The organism is Actinomadura sp. KC216 (assembly GCF_004348535.1).
Classification (GTDB): domain Bacteria; phylum Actinomycetota; class Actinomycetes; order Streptosporangiales; family Streptosporangiaceae; genus Spirillospora.
The window spans coordinates 37,481-54,262 of the sequence record NZ_SMJX01000003.1 but is presented as its reverse complement, the minus strand read 5'-3'; the positions used below and the strand labels follow the sequence as shown (position 1 = coordinate 54,262).

The 16,782-nt window shown below is 72.3% G+C and carries 19 protein-coding genes; 6 read left to right on the top strand and 13 right to left on the bottom strand.

Translation table 11 applies throughout. From position 1 onward, the window contains the following. Window positions 1-5: 5 nt before the first annotated feature. Together E1264_RS00980 and E1264_RS00975 are read right to left on the bottom strand one after the other, a co-directional pair. Window positions 6-1,886 (bottom strand): lasso peptide isopeptide bond-forming cyclase, encoded by a 1,881-nt coding sequence (locus E1264_RS00980; protein ID WP_132168534.1) that lies wholly within the window; start codon window positions 1,884-1,886, stop codon window positions 6-8. Window positions 1,887-1,909: 23 nt separating this feature from the next. Further along, on the bottom strand, window positions 1,910-2,017 hold the full coding sequence (locus tag E1264_RS00975) for a keywimysin-related RiPP (RefSeq protein ID WP_132168532.1): 108 nt from the start codon (window positions 2,015-2,017) through the stop codon (window positions 1,910-1,912). 508 nt (window positions 2,018-2,525) lie between these two features. Here E1264_RS00975 and E1264_RS00970 point away from each other — a divergent pair. After that, entirely contained in the window at window positions 2,526-3,023 is a 498-nt protein-coding gene (locus tag E1264_RS00970) for a GNAT family N-acetyltransferase (protein ID WP_132168530.1), read from the top strand. Window positions 3,024-3,111: 88 nt separating this feature from the next. After that, entirely contained in the window at window positions 3,112-4,149 is a 1,038-nt protein-coding gene (locus tag E1264_RS00965) for an SGNH/GDSL hydrolase family protein (RefSeq protein WP_132168528.1), read from the top strand. Between the two features lie 15 nt (window positions 4,150-4,164). Here the strand turns inward: E1264_RS00965 and E1264_RS00960 are convergent, their stop codons facing one another. Next, window positions 4,165-4,737 (bottom strand): TetR/AcrR family transcriptional regulator, encoded by a 573-nt coding sequence (locus E1264_RS00960; RefSeq protein WP_132168526.1) that lies wholly within the window; start codon window positions 4,735-4,737, stop codon window positions 4,165-4,167. Window positions 4,738-4,809: 72 nt separating this feature from the next. On the opposite strand from E1264_RS00960, the gene E1264_RS00955 reads away from it, so the two are divergent. Both E1264_RS00955 and E1264_RS00950 read left to right on the top strand, forming a co-directional pair. Then, window positions 4,810-5,385, top strand: coding sequence for a dihydrofolate reductase family protein (locus tag E1264_RS00955; RefSeq protein WP_132168524.1), 576 nt, complete (start codon window positions 4,810-4,812; stop codon window positions 5,383-5,385). 36 nt (window positions 5,386-5,421) lie between these two features. Next, on the top strand, window positions 5,422-6,390 hold the full coding sequence (locus tag E1264_RS00950) for a CapA family protein (protein WP_132168522.1): 969 nt from the start codon (window positions 5,422-5,424) through the stop codon (window positions 6,388-6,390). Here E1264_RS00950 and E1264_RS00945 read toward each other — a convergent pair. Both E1264_RS00945 and E1264_RS00940 read right to left on the bottom strand, forming a co-directional pair. Continuing rightward, window positions 6,385-7,296 (bottom strand): SDR family oxidoreductase, encoded by a 912-nt coding sequence (locus E1264_RS00945; protein WP_132168520.1) that lies wholly within the window; start codon window positions 7,294-7,296, stop codon window positions 6,385-6,387. The two genes, E1264_RS00950 and E1264_RS00945, sit on opposite strands and share 6 nt — an antisense overlap. Next, the gene (locus E1264_RS00940) at window positions 7,293-7,889 is read right to left on the bottom strand and encodes a TetR/AcrR family transcriptional regulator (protein ID WP_132168518.1); all 597 of its coding nucleotides are present in this window, start codon (window positions 7,887-7,889) and stop codon (window positions 7,293-7,295) included. Before E1264_RS00940 ends, E1264_RS00945 begins: the two co-directional genes overlap by 4 nt. Window positions 7,890-8,047: 158 nt before the next feature. On the opposite strand from E1264_RS00940, the gene E1264_RS00935 reads away from it, so the two are divergent. Then, window positions 8,048-9,019, top strand: a complete 972-nt coding sequence (locus tag E1264_RS00935; RefSeq protein WP_243710683.1) for an endonuclease/exonuclease/phosphatase family protein — start codon at window positions 8,048-8,050, stop codon at window positions 9,017-9,019. Window positions 9,020-9,031: 12 nt separating this feature from the next. Here E1264_RS00935 and E1264_RS00930 read toward each other — a convergent pair whose 3' ends face one another. Genes E1264_RS00930 through E1264_RS00915 form a run of 4 tightly spaced genes read right to left on the bottom strand, consistent with a single transcriptional unit; the run spans window position 9,032 to window position 12,771 of the window. After that, window positions 9,032-10,168: a nitronate monooxygenase gene (locus E1264_RS00930; RefSeq protein WP_132168514.1), complete on the bottom strand. Its 1,137-nt coding sequence runs from the start codon at window positions 10,166-10,168 to the stop codon at window positions 9,032-9,034. Between the two features lie 33 nt (window positions 10,169-10,201). Continuing rightward, window positions 10,202-10,597: an OB-fold domain-containing protein gene (locus E1264_RS00925; RefSeq protein ID WP_132168512.1), complete on the bottom strand. Its 396-nt coding sequence runs from the start codon at window positions 10,595-10,597 to the stop codon at window positions 10,202-10,204. Between the two features lie 2 nt (window positions 10,598-10,599). Further along, a complete protein-coding gene (locus E1264_RS00920) occupies window positions 10,600-11,763 on the bottom strand; it encodes a thiolase family protein (protein ID WP_132168510.1) in 1,164 nt (387 codons plus the stop codon). Window positions 11,764-11,799: 36 nt separating this feature from the next. Beyond that, window positions 11,800-12,771 carry a helix-turn-helix domain-containing protein gene (locus tag E1264_RS00915; RefSeq protein WP_243710682.1) on the bottom strand — a complete coding sequence of 324 codons (972 nt, stop codon included), beginning with the start codon at window positions 12,769-12,771 and terminating at the stop codon, window positions 11,800-11,802. Between the two features lie 54 nt (window positions 12,772-12,825). On the opposite strand from E1264_RS00915, the gene E1264_RS00910 reads away from it, so the two are divergent. Continuing rightward, window positions 12,826-13,479: an HD domain-containing protein gene (locus E1264_RS00910; RefSeq protein WP_165963899.1), complete on the top strand. Its 654-nt coding sequence runs from the start codon at window positions 12,826-12,828 to the stop codon at window positions 13,477-13,479. Between the two features lie 61 nt (window positions 13,480-13,540). Here E1264_RS00910 and ehuA read toward each other — a convergent pair whose 3' ends face one another. The 4 genes from ehuA to ehuB form a co-directional block, all read right to left on the bottom strand. Further along, complete coding sequence (gene ehuA / locus E1264_RS00905; RefSeq protein ID WP_132168578.1) at window positions 13,541-14,323, bottom strand: ectoine/hydroxyectoine ABC transporter ATP-binding protein EhuA; 783 nt, start codon at window positions 14,321-14,323, stop codon at window positions 13,541-13,543. A 145-nt stretch (window positions 14,324-14,468) separates the two neighbouring features. Further along, a complete protein-coding gene (ehuD, locus tag E1264_RS00900; protein ID WP_207935640.1) occupies window positions 14,469-15,122 on the bottom strand; it encodes an ectoine/hydroxyectoine ABC transporter permease subunit EhuD in 654 nt (217 codons plus the stop codon). Beyond that, entirely contained in the window at window positions 15,122-15,838 is a 717-nt protein-coding gene (gene ehuC, locus E1264_RS00895) for an ectoine/hydroxyectoine ABC transporter permease subunit EhuC (protein ID WP_132168502.1), read from the bottom strand. Before ehuC ends, ehuD begins: the two co-directional genes overlap by 1 nt. A 3-nt stretch (window positions 15,839-15,841) precedes the next feature. After that, window positions 15,842-16,735, bottom strand: a complete 894-nt coding sequence (gene ehuB / locus E1264_RS00890) for an ectoine/hydroxyectoine ABC transporter substrate-binding protein EhuB (protein ID WP_132168500.1) — start codon at window positions 16,733-16,735, stop codon at window positions 15,842-15,844. Window positions 16,736-16,782: the final 47 nt, after the last annotated feature.

Here is a 16,782-nt window from a genome sequence, read left to right as displayed (position 1 = left end):
TCCTCTCAGGTGGAAGGGGTGCCGCCGCCGGGGGAGGGCGCGGCGGCGGGCGGCGAGGCGGCGGTGGTCGCGGCGGGCCGGTCCAGGGTGCGGAGCCAGACTTCGCAGCCGACGGTGGAGTACAGGATCGCGTCACGCAGCTCGGGGGTCGCGGGACGCGCGGCCAGCGCCCGCAGCCGGGCGGCGTCGACCAGCCCGAGCCGGGCCAGCCGGGAGCCGTCCCACAGCTCCATGAGGTCGCCCTGGTGGGCGCGCAGGCCGTCGGCGGCGTCCATCGACGCCTCCGCCTTGTTCGACCGCGCCAGGCACTCGTCGGGGACGATGCCCCGCATCGCCGCGACCAGGAGCGGCTTGTACCGCCACGGCGTGACCCTCTCCTCGGGACGGACGGCGAGGGAGGCCTCGATCACCCGGTCGTCCAGGAAGGGGGAGGACATCGGGAGCCCGGCGCGGGCGCTCATCTGCTCCCACTGCCGGATGATGCGGGTGCACATCCGGACGCTCTGCAGGTCGGCGTGCTGCCCGCGGTCCGGCGCCAGCGGCTCGGCGGTCCGGGCGGCGTCCCGGATCAGCTCCTTGGCGGCGTGCTCCGCGTCGGGCGTCACCCAGTCGAAGAGCCGGGGTGCCATGTCCCAGCCGAGCGCGCCGACCACGGTCGGCTCCGGGGGGCGGCGGAGGTCCGCCGCCGCGCCGGCCAGCCAGCGCCGGTACGGGCGGCCGTCGGCCAGCGCCCGCGCCGTCGGGCCGAGCGGCCAGTCGAACAGCGCCCGGAACCCGCGGAGCCGGCCCAGCGCGGGCAGCGGCCGGCGGCGCAGCAGCCCGTGGTAGTGCGCCTCCGAGCACCAGGCGAGCTGGTCGCCGCCGATGCCCGTCAGGTGCAGGCGGCTGCCCTTCGCGACCAGCCGGGGGATGTGGCTGAGGACGCGGGCCCGGTCCATCATTCCGATGGTCGGCTCGTCCAGGGGGTCGTCGATGTCGAGGAGGCCCGCGTAGACCAGGGGCGACTCGTCCGCGGGCCATACCGCGTGCTCGACGCCGGGCAGGTGCTCGTGAGCCCGGCGGGCCCACAGCAGGTCCTCGTCGATGGGGTCGCGACCCGGCCACGTACTGGCGATGAGCTCGGCGGGGCCGCGGGCGGCGAGGAAGCAGACCGACGTGGAGTCCAGCCCGCCGGACAGGTCGCAGCTCATGGTGCCGCCGCCCTCCGTGCGCACCCCGACCGCCCGGGCGAGCGCGGTGCGCAGCTCGGCGGCCCCGGCGGCCAGGGGCTGCTCGGGTTCGGGCGGCGACCACCAGCGGCGCGTCCGGGCGCGGCCCTCCGCGTCCAGGAGGAGGTGGGCGCCCGGCTCGACGCCGTGGACGTCCCGCCACATCGGCGTGTGGGTGAGCGGATGGGGGACGGGCCACATCAGCCGCACCGCGATCTGCCGTTCGTCCAGCTCGGCGCCGGCCAGCGCGGCGAGGACGTCGGCGCGGTCGGCCGCCACCGTGACGCCGTCCACCCGCGCGTGGAAGACCAGTCGCAGCCCGGCCGCGTCGCCCTGCACGCGGGTCCGGCCGCCGAGGGCGGCGACCAGGTGGAAGCTGCCGGGCAGTGTGTGAGCGAGCCGGTCGAGCGTGGTGAGGGCCGTGAGCCGCTCCGCCTCCCGCTCGATCCGCTCGACGTCGTGTGGGCGGGTGCCGATCAGCGCCAGCCGGGCGTCGCCCGCCCCGGCCGCGGTGATCTCGGCGTCCGTCCAGTTCCCGATCAGCCACGGCCGCCCGGAGGGGTGCCGCAGCGTGCGGACGTGGGGCACGCCCGCGGCCACGGCGAGGGCGGCCTCGTGGTCCGGCAGGACCACGAAGAACGCCTCGCCGTGACCCGGCATGCCGCTGTGCTCGGACATTGGCATGGTGGAGGGCGCCGTCGTCAGTTCTTGCTGAGGATCAGACGGTCGTTGCCGCTGGTCTGGAGGAGGCCGGTCACCTTGCGGAAGGAGCCCGCCGCCACGAGGACGGGCGTTTCGTAACGCTTCATCTTCTCTCCTTTTCTCGTCGTGATTTCCCTTTGGGGAGCTCCCTGTTTCGCCCTCGCGAATGGCGAAACGCGCTGAAGCATCGCACGGCGGGAACGGTCTGGCCACCCTTCCGTCCCGATGACCTCGGACGGTGCCGCACGTCCGATGTGACCGAACCAGACCGGACAAATCCGAAGTATGCGAATAAATTCGACTGAATCGTCTCGTATAAGCGCGTCCGATAGGGCGATACGGCTAGCCTGGCGGATATTTTTCGATGACCATCCGGTGCATCACGCTTCGACCGCACGCCAGTGCCATGGCACGGGAATTTTGATTCCCGTCGCACCGAAATGGGGGCCAAGCCGCAGTGTCCCGGCAATGGCGATCAAAGGGGCGGCCCGTCCCGCCATATCGCGCTTCAGGCGGTGAAGCGGACCATTCCGAGCTCCCTCCTTCGCGGGTGCATGGCCGAATCTGTCCTTGAGGGGAGGGACCGGGGCGGCGGGGACGACCTACGATCATGGGATGGGGTACGAGGTCCGGGCGGCGCGGCCCGGGGACTTGGCGGGGCTGCCGGCGATCGAGAGTTCCGGGGACGCGATGTTCGCGGAGATCGGCATCGTGTTCCCGCCCGCGCCGACCGTGGTGGAGCAGATGATCGGGAAGGGCGCGGAGATTCTCGTGGCCGGGGACCCGCCGGTCGGGTTCGCGGCGGTGGAGGAGGTCGACGGGGCCGTCCATCTGGAGCAGATATCGGTGCGCGGCGACCTGGCCGGGCGCGGCATCGGCGCCCGCCTGCTGGACGAGGTCAAGGCGCGGGCCGCCGCGGCGGGATCGCCCGGGGTGAGCCTCCTGACGTTCCGGGACGTCCCATGGAACGGCCCCTGGTACGCCAGGCACGGGTTCGTGGACCTGCCCGAGGAGCGCTGGGGCCCGGAGATCCGCTCGTACTGGGACGCCGAGGTCAAGGCCGGGCTGCACGAGCTCGGCCCGCGCCTCGTCATGTGGGCGCCGCTCGCGTGACGGCCGGGAACCTTAGAAATCTACAACGTAAAGGCGGGAACCGGGACGGCGGCACGGACGTCTCGCCCATGTACAGCGAAGGAGGACGATGATCAGCCCGGTGTCGTGGCTGCGGGACCGTCTCGGCGAACGGGGTCCCGGGCTCGCCGTGCTCGTGGGACTGCTGGCGCTGGCCGTCGTCCCGCTGGTGGCGCTGCCCGCCGTGCGCTGCGAGGTGTTCGGCGCCGGCTGCCGCGAGCCGGCGCCGGGGGAGGTGCGCGCCGATCCGGTCGCGCAGCGGAGGGCGCCGACGCCGATCGAGGCGGCGACGCGCGGCTCCTACGTGGCCCTCGGCGACTCGTACTCGGCGGGGCTCGGCGCGGAGGCGACCGTGGCCGACAGGAACCCGCTCGCCCGGTGCCACCGGACGTCGAAGGCGTACTACCACGAGGTGGCGCGGTCGTTCCGGTTCGCGAAGGGCACCTCGTTCTGGGCCTGCTCCGGCGCGACCATCAACGACTTCCTGAACGGGCGGAACGGAGAGCCGTCGCAGCTCGGGCGCATCAGCGCCGACACCAGCCTCGTCACCCTGAGCATCGGCGGCAACGACGTCGGGTTCTCCACCGTCCTGTCCGGATGCGTGGTGAAGATGCCGTGGAGCAAGGGATGCACCCGGCAGGGCGAGGACGTCGCCGGGCGGATGGCCGAGCTCCGGCGGAGCCTGCCCGACCTGCTCGACAAGATCACCGCGCGGGCGCCCAGGGCGCGGGTGGTGCTCATGGGGTATCCGAAGGCGTTCTCCGAGGTCAGCGGTGTGGACGGGGACAACATCACCGTCGCCGACCAGCGGTGGCTGAACGCGCGCGCCTACGACCTGAGCCGGCTGATCCGCCAGTCCGCGCAGGAGGCCGACGCGCGGATCGCGGCGCGGAACGGGCAGGGCAGCGTCGAGTTCGTCGACGCCTACAGCGCGTTCGCCGGTCACGAGGTGGGCAGCAGGCACGCGTACATGAACGGGCTGCTGCTGAACCTGTCGGCGTTCTCTGCGGAGCCGCGCAGCTACCACCCGACCATCGCGGGCCAGCGCGCCCTGGCCGGCCTGTTCATCGAGCAGATCAAGAAGGGCCCCGGCCGCCCGCTGGCCTGAACCGGGAGGGTCCGCCTAGCGCGGGACGGCGCGTTCCACGGCGAGGGCCACCAGGTCCTGGACGTCCTCGTCGGTGAACACGCCCGGCAGGGTGAGGTGCTCCACGATCAGCCAGTTGAGGGCCAGGTAGAGCAGCCGGACCGTGGTGGCGTCGCCGGGCAGCCCGGAGTCCAGGTGGTAGGCGATGTTGGCCTCGACGTCCGCGCGGACCCGCTCGGTCAGGACGGCCCGCAGCTCGGGACGCCGTGTCGCCTCCAGCCGCAGTTCCAGCAGCGCCAGGTAGCCGGTGCGGAAGTCGGCGATCCGGCCGACGGTCTCGCGCAGCAGTTCGGTGACCTTGGCCAGGTCGCGCGGGCCTTCGAGCCGTCCGGCGAGGACGGACGCGTCCGGCTGCAGGCGCTCGTAGATGCGCCGGCCCGCCTGCGTGAACAGGTCGTCGCGGTTGGCGAAGTAGTTGGACGCGGTCCCTACGGGCACGCCCGCTTCGGCGTCCACCGCCCGGAACGTCAGCCCGCGGGCGCCCTCCCTGGCCAGCACCTCGATCGCGGCGTCGACGAGCGCCGCCCTCCGTTCGACGTTCCTCCGCATGGTTGACACCACTCCATCCGTAGTACTACTTTCAAACCACTTCATATAGAGTACTACGAACGGAGTGTCAATATGCGAAAGCTCGTGTACTACGTCGGTGCCAGCCTCGACGGCTACATCGCCGGGCCCGGCGGCGAGTTCGACTTCTACCCGCTCGGCGACGACATGATGGCCTGGATCAACGAGCGCTATCCGGAGACCCTTCCCACGCACATCCGCGCGCAGGTCGGCCTGGAGGGCGCGCCGAACCAGCGGTTCGACACGCTGGTGATGGGCCTCGGCACCTATCAGCCCGCACTGGACATCAACGTGACCAGCCCGTACGCGCACGTCCGGCAGTACGCCGTGTCCACCACGCTGGACGAGATCGCCGACCCGTCCGTGGAACTGGTCAGGGAACCGGCCGGGCTCGTCCGCGACCTCAAGGCCGAGGACGGCGACAAGGACATCTGGCTCTGCGGGGGAGGCAGGCTCGCCGCCGCGCTGCTCCCCGAGATCGACGAGCTGATCCTCAAGAGCTATCCGGTCGTCGCCGGGACGGGTGTCCCCGTCTTCTCCGGCGAGTTCCGTCCGACCCTCTTCACGCCCACCCGGCAGGAGTCGTTCGGCAACGGCGCCCAGGTCACCTGGTTCACCCGCGCTTCGTAGGCTGGACGGCGGAACTCCCGTCGATTGGGGGCCGCGATGACCGTCACCATGGCGCTCGCCGGAGACACCATGCTCGGACGCGGCGTGGCGGACGAGATCGCCCTGTCCGGTCCGCACGTCCTGTTCTCCGGCGGCGTCCGCGAGGCGTTCGCGGAGGCGGACCTCGCACTCCTGAACCTGGAATGCTGCGTCTCCGCGCGCGGCGAGAAATGGGCGGCGCCGGGCAAGCCCTTCCATTTCCGGGCGCCCCCGGACGCCGCCGAAGCCCTCACCGACCTCGGCGTCGACTGCGTGACCCTCGCGAACAACCACGCCCTCGACTACGGGCCGGACGCGCTCCAGGACTCCCTCGACATCCTGGAACGGGCAGGGATCGGCTGCGTGGGCGCAGGCACCGACGCCGAAGAGGCGCGGCGGAGCGTCGTCCTGGAGGCGGACGGCCTCCGGGTCGCGGTGGTAGGCGTCACCGACCACCCGTCCGACTTCGCCGCGGGGCCGGGCCGTCCCGGCGTCGCCCTTGCCGACCTCGAAAAGGGCGTGCCGGGCGACCTGCTGGAGCAGATCGGCCGCCTCCGCGCGGACAACGACGCCGTGCTCGTCCTGCCGCACTGGGGCCCGAACATGACGACCGAGCCGCTGCACTACATCCGGCGCGCGGCCCGAAGGCTCCTGGACGCCGGCGCGACCCTCGTCGCGGGGTCCTCGGCGCACGTCTTCCACGGCGTGGCCTGGCCCGTCATCTTCGACATGGGCGACTTCATCGACGACTACGCCGTCGACGAGCGGCGCCGCAACGACCTCGGGCTGCTGTTCCTGATCACGCTGGACGGCTCGGGCCCGACCCGGATCGAGGCGGTGCCGCTGCGCCTCGACTACTGCCGCACCCGCCTGGCCGCGGACGGCGACCACCGCTGGATCACCGACCGCTTCACCCGCGCCTGCGCCGCCTTCGGCACGCGCGTCGAGCCCCGCGGCGACCGGCTGGTCATCGACCGGCCGTCATAGCGGGTCGCCGAGCGGGCCGTACTCGTCCACGAGGGCTTCGGCCCAGTGGGCGGCGAAGTCGGGCTGCGTCCCGTCCACGTCGGTGAACCCGTACTCCTTGTAGAGGCCCCAGGTGGCGAGGGCCCGCCCGGTCTTGGCCATGACGCCGGGGTCGGCGGCGAGGGCGGCGACGGCCCGTCCGACGTAGGCGGGGGTCTCGGAGTAGGCGAAGTGCGGGTCCTTGGCGATGGCGTCCCGCCAGTTGTCCTCGGTGACGCCGAAATGGTCCAGGACGGCCTCCGAGCGCAGGAAGCCGGGCGTGATGGCCACGGCCGCGACACCGTGCGGCTTCAGCTCGGCGGCCTGCGCGAACGCCAGCCGGATCACCGCCGACTTCGCGAGATCGTAGAAGAACGAGCCGCGGTAGCGGGCGGTGTTGCCGTCGGTGACCTCCACCACGAGGCCCCGGCGGCGGGCGACCATCAGCGGCAGCGCGAACCGGCTGGTGATCACGTGGGTCTCCACGGCCTGCCGCAGCAGCCGCAGCCCGGTGCCGAGGTCCTGCTCCCACAGCGGATGCTCCCAGTCGGTCAGCGGGTCGCCGCCCCACACGGAGTTGACGAGCACGTCGAGCCGCCCGTCCTGCTCCCGCGCGATCCGGTCGACCAGCGCCCGGACCTCGTCCGGGCGGCTGTGGTCGGTGCGGACGGGGATGCCCGTCCCGCCCGCCGCGGTGACCTTCTCGGCGGTGTCCTCGATGGTCTCCGGGCGCCCGATGTCCGAACTCGCGGCCCCGCTGCTGCGGCCCGTCACGTACACGGTCGCGCCCGCGGCCCCGAGCTGGACGGCGATGCCCCGCCCGCCTCCGCGTGTCCCGCCCGCGACCAGGGCCACGGCGCCGCTCAGCGGACGCTTCTCCACGGTCATGACTTCCTCCGAACGTGTGGTGCCAGAACTGTGCCGATCTCGTGTTCGACCCGCTCCGCGAGCGTGCCCTGCCGGTCGAGCGCCCAGGTCAGCCCGGCCCCGGCGACGGCCGCGTGGACCGACCCGGCGAGCAGCGCCGCGTCCGCCCCGTCCCGCAGCTCGCCGCCGGACACGGCCGCTTCGAGGAGCATCTCGATCGCCCGCCGCTGCGCCCGGTGCATGGCGAGGGCGTGCTCGTAGAACTCGGGGTCGGTGAGGTCCATGCAGAGAAGGGCGAGGTGGTTGGCGTACTTCTGCGGCGTGGCGACGTCCGACACCCACTCCCGTGCCAGCGCGAACACCGCGGCCAAGGCCGAATCGCACTCCTCGCGCGCCCGCTCCTGAAGGACCTGCGCGTCCGGGACGGACCGGGCGGCCAGCGCGAGCAGCAGCCCCCGCTTGGACCCGAACCGCTGGACGAGCGTCCCCGGCACCAGGCCCACCTCGTCGGCCACCGCCGCGAGCGTCAGCCTCGCCGGACCGACCCGCCCGATCACCTCGACCACCGCCCGCAGGATCACCGCGTCATCGACCCCTCGCGGCCGACCCGCCATCCTCGACCCCCTCATTAGTAAATGAACGTACATTTATTAAACCACATGCCCGGCGGTGGACCGGCTCCGCGAGGGCACGCGCCGCGGAACGACCTTGGAATCCGTCCCGTGAGAAGATGCCGCGACCAGGCCGTTCGTCGAGTGGATCAGGATCCGTGGTGGAACAGTCCCGACCGGACGGCGCGGAGGCGGACGACGACCGGTCGGCCTGGACGCGGGGCCGGGTCCTCGCCGCGCTCTCGGCGTTGACGGCCGGGCTGCTGGCGTTCCATCGGGCCGTCCCCAACACCGTGGGCCGCCTGGGCAGCCTGCTGGAGACGTTCCTGCCCTGGCTGGGCCTCTTGGTCGCCGTCCTGCTCGTCGCGGCACTGCTGCGCCGTTCGGCCCTGGCGCTGGCGGCCCTGCTCCTCCCCGTGGCGGCCTGGGCGTACCAGTTCGGCGGGCTGCTGCTCCCGGTGCACGATCCCGGCGCGAAAAGCCTGGTCGTCGTCCAGCACAACGTCAGCGACGAGAACCGCGACCCCGCCGGGACCGCCCGTGCCCTGGCCGACGCCAAGCCCGACCTCATCGCGATGGAGGAACTGGAGCCCCCGGCCCTGTCCGTCTACGAGAAGACCCTCGCCGCCGGGTTCCCGTACCGGGCGGTCCACGGCACCTTCGGCCTGTGGTCGAGGCACCCGCTGACCGGCGTCCGGCCGCTGGACGTCAAACCCCCGGGCATCACGGAGTCCTGGGACCGCGCGCTGCGGGCCGTGGCCCGCACACCGCACGGCCAGGTCGCCGTGTACGTCGCGCACCTGCCCTCGGTCCGCGTCCGGCCGAGCGGGCTCGCGTCCACCTGGCGGGACGAGAGCGCCCACCGGCTGGGCACGGCCCTCACCGCCGAGGAACTCAAGACCGTGATCCTGCTGGGCGACCTCAACGGCACGGTCGACGACCGCGGCCTGTCCCCGCTCACCGCACGCCTGGACGGGGCGAAGCGCGGCCTGGCCTTCAGCTACCCCGCATCGTTCCCGGTGGCCCGGATCGACCAGGTCATGGCCCGGTCGGCGACCGTCCGCCACATCCGCACCCTGCCCGCCACGGGCAGCGACCACCTCCCGGTCGCCGCCCACCTGACCCTCGCCTGAACGGGCGACAGGTCAGTCCGCCCTGGTGATGGCGTTGAGGCGGTCGACGGCGGTGGCGAAGTCGTCGACCATGTCGTAGACGACCTGGCGGGCGGGCTTGACGGTGTTCATCAGGCCGACGCACTGGCCGACGAAGTAGTTGGCGAGGGCCCGCGCGCCCGGGTTGCCCGACTCGGCGATCTTGGTGATCTGCCGCATGGCGCCCTCGGCGACGATCATCTGGAGCGGCATGCCGAGCGGGCCGGGGCTGGACGGTGCCTCCCACTCGTCGGTCCAGGCGGAGCGGAGCTGGCGGGCGGGCTTCCCGGTGCGGGAGCGCGAGCGGACCGTGTCGCGGGACGTGGCGGCGAGCATCTTCTCCTTGACCGCCGGGGACGTCTCCGCCTCCTCGGTGGTGAGCCAGACGGACCCGCACCACACGCCGGACGCGCCGAGGGCCAGCGCGGCGGCCATCTGGCGCCCCGTGGCGATGCCGCCCGCGGCGAGGACGGGGACCGGCGCGACGGTGTCGACCACCTCCGGGACCAGGACCATCGTGGAGACCTCGCCGGTGTGCCCGCCCGCCTCGCCGCCCTGCGCGACGATCAGGTCGGCTCCGGCGGCGACCTGGCGGCGGGCGTGCTCGGACGTCCCGACCAGCGCCGCCACCGGGATCCCGGCCGCCCTCGCCTTCTCCACCATGAGCGGCGGCGGGGTGCCGAGGGCGCTGGCGATGAGGCCGACCGGGTGGGCGAGGGACACGTCGATCAGCTCGGTCGCGCCCTGGTGCGTGACCTGCGTGCCGCCGCGCGCGTTGGACCGCCTGGCCCGCTCGAAGTCGGGCAGCGGGACGTCGTACTTGGCGAACAGGCCGATGAGGAACGTCCAGTGCTCGTCGGGGATGGCGGCGAGCAGGGCGTCCAGGCCCCCGCCGCCCTCCGCCGCCTTGTCGATCTTGCCGGGGACGAGGACGTCCACGCCGTACGGGCGGCCGTGCACGTGCTCGTCGATCCACCGCAGCTCCTCTTCGAGCCGGTCGGGGGAGTAGGCGACGGCGCCGAGGACGCCGAAGCCGCCCGCGTTGGTGACGGCCGCGACGACGTCCCGGCAGTGGCTGAAGGCGAACAGCGGGAACTCGATGCCGAACCGCGCGCAGACCTCGGTGTTCATGCCCAGACGCTAGATGACCGAACCGTATTCGGTCTAGAGGTCGGAAGTGCTCTGGGGGCGGAAGAGGACGTACGACTCGCCCTCGTCCGGGTGGACGAAGGCCGCGCGGAGGGGGAGGCCCTCGCGCAGGCCGTCGCGGTCGACGCCGTCCAGGCGGGCGTGCAGCCACGGGCCCTCGGCCAGTTCGACCAGCGCGAGGAAGGCGGGCGGCTCGTCGGGGCGGTGGACGATCGTCCAGGTCACGAGGGTCGCCTCGCCGCTCGCCTCGGCCCAGCCCGGGTCCTCGTCGCCGCAGCCGGGGCAGGCCGCCGCGTCCGGTGCGAGCCAGCGGTCGCAGGGCGCGCAGCGCCTGACGACCAGCCGGCCGGCGGCGGTGCCGTCGAAGAACGGGTCGGTCCGGCCGTCGCGCCGGAGGACGCCGATCCGCATGGCTAGACCGCCCCCTTCGCGTGCGGGCTGACGATCAGCGTCGAGTGGTGGTCGAGGATGCCGCCGTTGCCGCTGACGAGGATCACGTCCGTGGACGGCGCCTGCCGCTCGCCGCCGTCCCCGCGCGCCTGGATCACGGCCTCCGACAGCGGCGTCATGCCCCACATGTAGTAGGCGGACAGCTGCCCGCCGCCGGTGTTGGTCGGCAGCGACCCGCCGGGCCCGAGCGCGCCGGACGCGGCGAACGCGCCGCCCTCGCCCTTGGCGCAGAACCCGTAGTCCTCCAGCGACACGAGGACGGTGTAGGTGTAGCAGTCGTACAGCTCGCAGACGTCGACGTCCGAGACCGTGATCCCGGCCATCTTCATCGCCGCCGCACCGGACGCCGCGGCGCCCGTCGTCAGGCCGAAGTCGCTGCCGCGCTCCTTGCGGTGCCCGGGATGCCCCTGCCCCCAGCCCCACAGGTGGACGGGCGGGCGCGCCAGATCGCGGGCCCTGCCGGAGCTCGTCACGATGACGGCGATCGCGCCGTTGGAGACGAGGCAGCAGTCGAGGAGGTGCAGGGGCTCCGACACCCAGCGGGAGTTCTGGTGGTCGTCGAGGGTGATCGGGTCGCGCATCTGGGCGAGCGGGTTGCGGGTCGCCCAGCCGCGGGTCGAGACGGCGATCGCGCCGAGCTGCTCGCTGGTGGTGCCGTAGCGGGCCATGTGCCGCTGGGCCGCCAGGGCGTAGTACGAGTTCACGCTGCGCAGGCCCAGCGCGGCCGTCATCCCGCCGAAGCCGTACCACTCGCGGGCGTCGCGGTCGTAGGCCGAGCCGGACGGCTGCTTCGGCTTGAGCGGCGCGTCGGCGAACACGCAGGCGACGGCGCTCGCCGACCCGCTCAGCACCGCCGTCGCGGCGTACGACACCATCGCTCCGGCGGTCGCGCCGAAGGAGTTGATCTGGGAGAGCAGGCGCAGGTCGCGGAGCCCGAGGGTTTCGGCCAGCTCGATACCGGGGGAGCCGCCCATGCCGTGGCTGACGAGCAGCCCGTCCAGGTCGGCGGTGGTCAGGCCCGCGTCGGCGGCGGCGAGCCGCACCGCGTCGGCGGCGAGCCGCCGAGGGCTCCGCCCGTACACCTTGCCGAGCTCGGTCATGCCGAGCCCCACGATCGCAGCGTTCATCATTCCCACCGTACCGAACGGCATTCGGCACGCCGTTCAGCGGGCGCGGAACGCGTTGCGGTACGCCAGCGGCGACGCGCCGACGCGGCGGGCGAAATGGGCGCGCAGCGTCACCGGCGAGCCGAACCCGGCCTCGGCCGCGACGCGCTCGACCGGCAGATCCGTGCTCTCCAGGAGCTGCTGCGCGCGGTGGACGCGGGCGCGCGACAGCCACTGCAGCGGCGTCGTGCCCGCCTGCTCGCGGAACCGGCGTGTCAGCGTCCGGACGCTGACCGACGCCTGCCGCGCGACGTCGTCCAGCGTCAGCGGACGGTGAAGGTTGGCCTCCAGCCAGGCCAGCGTCGGCTGGAGGGCCGTCTCGCCGTGCTCCGGGTCCTCATGGCGGATGAACTGGGCCTGGCCGCCGTCCCGCTGCGGCGGCATGACGATCCGGCGCGCGGTCCGGGCCGCGGTCGCCGAGCCGTGGTCGCGGCGGACGAGGTGCAGGCACAGATCGATTCCCGCGGCGACGCCCGCCGACGTGAGCACGTGGCCGCCGTCCACGTACAGCACGGCCGGGTCGACTTCGACGTCCGGATGGCGGCGGGCCAGCGAGGCCGCGTACCGCCAGTGCGTGGTCGCCCGCCGTCCGTCCAGCAGGCCGGCGGCGGCGAGCACGAACGCGCCCACGCAGATCGACGCGATCCGGGCGCCGCGCGACGCCGCGCCGCGCAAGGCGTCCAGCACCTCGGCGGGCGGATCGGCGCGCACGTCCTGATGCCCGGGGACGACGATCGTGTCGGCGGCGGCGAGGGCGTCGAGCCCGTACGGGCTGTCCACGCGCATGTGACCGAGGAACGGGGACGTCCGCGCCCCGCCGGGCTCCGTGCACACCCGCACCTCGTACAGCGGGACGTCGCCGGACGTGGTCGTCACCCCGAACACCTGGCCGGGGACGGCGAGGTCGAACGCCACCACACCGTCCATGGCGAGCACCGCGACCACATGCATGGCCAGAACGTAGCGCATATCGGCGGTCTGGACACTTCCGGGAACCCCGGCCTGCACCGGACGATCAACGGCATGACCGACCACTTCGCCGAATTCTCGATGCCCGACACCGACCTGACCCGCATGGCCTACGACCTGGTGTTCTCCCTGGGGCCCGAGCCGCTCGCGCGCCACAGCGTCCGCACGTACCTGTTCGGGCGCGCCATCGGAGAGGCGCAGGGCGTGCGTGCGGGAGCCGACTACGACGACGAGACGCTGTTCCTGGCGTGCCTCCTGCACGACGCGGGCCTCACCGAGCGCGGCGACGGCGCCGGCCGCTTCGAGGTGGACGGCGCCGACCTCGCCGCGGAGTTCCTGAGCCGGAACGGCCTGGACGGCGAGCGCGTCCGCGTCGTCTGGGAGGCGATCGCGCTGCACACCAGCGTGGGGATCGCGCACCGGATGCGCCCCGAGATCGCGCTCACCCACGCCGGGAGCGGCGCCGACATCGTCGCGCTGGGCGCCGGGGCGCTGCCCGAAGGTCTCGCCGACCGCGCGCACGCCGCCTTTCCCCGCGACGACGCGGGCCGCCGCCTGACCGGGATCATCATCGACCAGATCATCCGGAACCCGGCCAAGGCCCCGCTCGGGTCGTTCCCCGGCGAACTCGCCCGCCAGCACGGGGCGGGCGCCCCCGTCCCCGAATGGGCGGAGCTCGTCGCCGCCGCCTGGCCCGGCGTGCGTTGACAGCGGGCCGCCCGCGTCCCCGGGGCGTCGGGGGCGCGGGCGGCGGAACCTTCTCGGCCGGTCAGGACGCCAGGACGGCCTGGAGGAAGTCCCGGGTGCGCTGCTCGGACGGCTCGCCGAAGATCCGGTCCGGCGGGCCCTCCTCGACGATCTGGCCCCCGTCGAACATGAGGACCCGGTCGGAGATGTCCTTGGCGAAGGTCATCTCGTGGGTGACGCACAGCAGGGTCAGGTCGCTCTGCCGGGCGATGTCGCGCAGCAGGTCCTGGACGCCGACGACGAGCTCCGGGTCCAGGGCGGAGGTGACCTCGTCCAGCAGCAGCACCCTCGGCTGCATGGCGAGCGCCCGCGCGATCGCCACCCGCTGCTGCTGGCCGCCCGACAGCTGCGACGGATGCGCGTCGATCTTGTCGCCGAGCCCGACCAGGTCCAGCAGGTCCCGCGCCCGTTCGACCGCTTCGTCCTTGGACACCCCGAGCACCCGCACCGGCCCCTCGGTGAGGTTGCGCAGGACGTTCATGTTCGGGAACAGGTTGAATTGCTGGAACACCATGCCGACCTGCTTGCGCATCTCGTGCAGGTGCTTCTGGTTGGCCGGGACGCGCTTGCCGCCGCGCTCCATGTGCCACAGCGTCTCGTCGCCGATCCAGATGAGGCCCTCGTCGAGCTTCTCCAGCGTCATCAGCAGCCGCAGGATGGTCGTCTTGCCCGACCCGCTCGGCCCGATGAGCGTCACCCGCTCGCCCGGCGCCACGGTGAAGTCGAGCTCGCGGAGCACGACGTTGTGGCCGAACCGCTTGACCACCTTCTCGAAGCGGATGCCCGGCGCGTCGCCCTTCGGCAGCGGCGCGGCGGTCTTGCCCTTCTCCGTGGGGGCGCCCTTCTCCGTGGAAACGCCCTCGCCCTTCGGGGCCGGAGCATCCGGTGTCGTATCAGTTTTCTCCGAGGGGGGGCGACCCCCCACTCCCCCCGGGCCGACTTCGTCGGATTCAGTTGGTGGCATAACGCCTCTCCAAGCGGCGGACGAGTATCGAGGATATGACGCTGACCACGACGAACAACAGGCCGACCATCGTGATCGGCTCCAGGAACTGCAGGCTCCTCGACCCCACCTGGTAGGCGGAGAACAGCAGTTCCGCGACGTTGATCGCCAGCAGCATCGGCGAGTCCTTGAACATCGCGATCAGGTAGTTGCCGAGCGTCGGGATCACCCGGCGGATCGCCTGCGGCAGGATCACGTCCAGCCACACCCGCGACCGCGGCAGGTTCAGCGCGGTGCACGCCTCCCACTGCCCCTTCGGGACGTCGGCGATCCCGGCCCGGTACACCTCGGCGGTGTAGGTCGAGTAGTGGATCCCGAGCGTGATGATCCCGGCCGTCAGCGACCCGATCGTGATGCCCCACGCGGGCAGGACGAAGAACACGAAGTACAGCTGCGGGATCAGCGGCGTCGACCGGATGAACTCGGTGATCCACCGGATCGCCTGGTTGAAGGCCCGGCTCGGGGTGCGGCGCAGCAGCGTCCACACGAGCCCGAGGAGCAGGGCGATCACATAGCCGGCCAGCGTCGCGATGACGGTGTAGCGCAGCCCGTCGAGCAGGTCGGGGAGGATGTCCCCGGAGTACTGCCAGTCCCAGTCCATCAGCTGCCCACCCCCGCTCCGGGAGCGCCGGCCGCGATCGTGCCGAGGGACGGCTCACTGGGCAGCTTACGGCCCAGCATGCGGTCCACGCGGCGCTCGGCGTAGCGGACGAACAGCTGCAGGATCTGCGCGATCACGAAGTACAGGACGAGCACCACCGTGAACGCCGCGACGGTCTCGCCCGTGCTGCCCTGGATGTTCTTCGACACGCGGGTCAGGTCGACCAGGCCGACCAGGGACACGATCGCCGTCCCCTTCATCAGCTCGATGATCAGGTTCCCGAACGGCGGCAGCATCAGCGCGAACCCCTGCGGCAGCAGCACCCGCCGCATCCGCTGGTACGGCGTGAAGTTCAGCGCCACCGTCGCCTCGTACTGCGCCTTCGGGACGGCGTTGATCGAGCCGCGGACCACCTCGGCGCCGTAGGCGCCGACGTTCAGGCCGAGCGCGAGGACCGCCGCGAACATGGTGGTGAACCGCAGCCCGACCAGCGGCAGCGCGTAGAAGAACCAGTACAGGAGCACCAGTGTCGCGTTCCCGCGGAAGAACTCCACGTACACCCGGTTCAGCACGCGCACCCAGGCGTGGCGCGAGGTGCCCGCCAGCCCGAAGATCAGGGCGAGCACCAGCGCCACCGCGCCGCCGAATATCGTGAGCTGGATGGTGAGCCACGCGCCGTCCAGCCACTGGTTGTAGCTGTCGAGGACGTCAGCCACGGGTCAGCCCTGGCAGAACTTGGCGGCCGTGTCGCCCGCGGTGGGGATCTCCGCCTGGGTGAACCCGAACGGCCGCAGGATCGGCAGCAGCTTGTTCTGCTGCTTGAGCTTGTCGAGCTCGCCGTTCCAGGCGTTCAGCAGGTCCGAGTCGGCCTTGCGGAACGCGAACGCGCCCGCGCCGAACTGCTCCTTGCCGTCGATGACCGGGACGAACGGGTCGGTCACCTCGAAACCCTCGCCCTGGTGCTTGGACGCCAGGTCGGCCAGCGAGATGCGGGTCAGCCAAATGCAGTCGATGCGCCCGGCCTTGAGCCCCTCGAACGCGCTCGGCTGGTCGGCGTAGGTCTTGATGTTGCTCTTCTTGACGCCGGTCTTCTCGGCGTAGCCGGCCTCGACCGCGCCGGTCATGACGCCGACGCGGACGCCCTTCGCGGCCGGGTCGTTGGCGCCCTTGAGGCCCTTCGGGTTGCCCTCGGGAACCATGAAGGCGCTCTTGGCGACGTACTCGGGGTTCGCGAACGCCGCCGAGGCGCAGCGCTCCGGAGTGATGAACATGCCCGCGGCGATCGCGTCGAACCGCTTGGCGTTCAGGCCGCCGATCAGGCCGCCGAAGTCGACCTGGACGCCCTTGACCTCGTCGATCCCGAGCTGCTTGAAGATGACCCGGGCGAGCTCGGGGGCCTCGCCGGTCAGCTTCCCCGATTTGTCGGTGTAGCCGTAGGGCGCCTCGTTGGCGAAGCCCACCGTGATCGTCCCGGCGTCCTTGGCCTTCTGCAGCGTGCCCCCGCCCGCCTTCTCCTCTTCCGGATCCGTCGTGGAGCAGCCCGCCGCGGCCAGCGGTACCGCGGCGGACAGCAACACGGCGGTGCGCAGGAAGTCGCGTCTCGAGGAAGTCATCATCGAACTCCTGGATGTGTGAACCCCGCGCCCGCGGGGGACCGGAG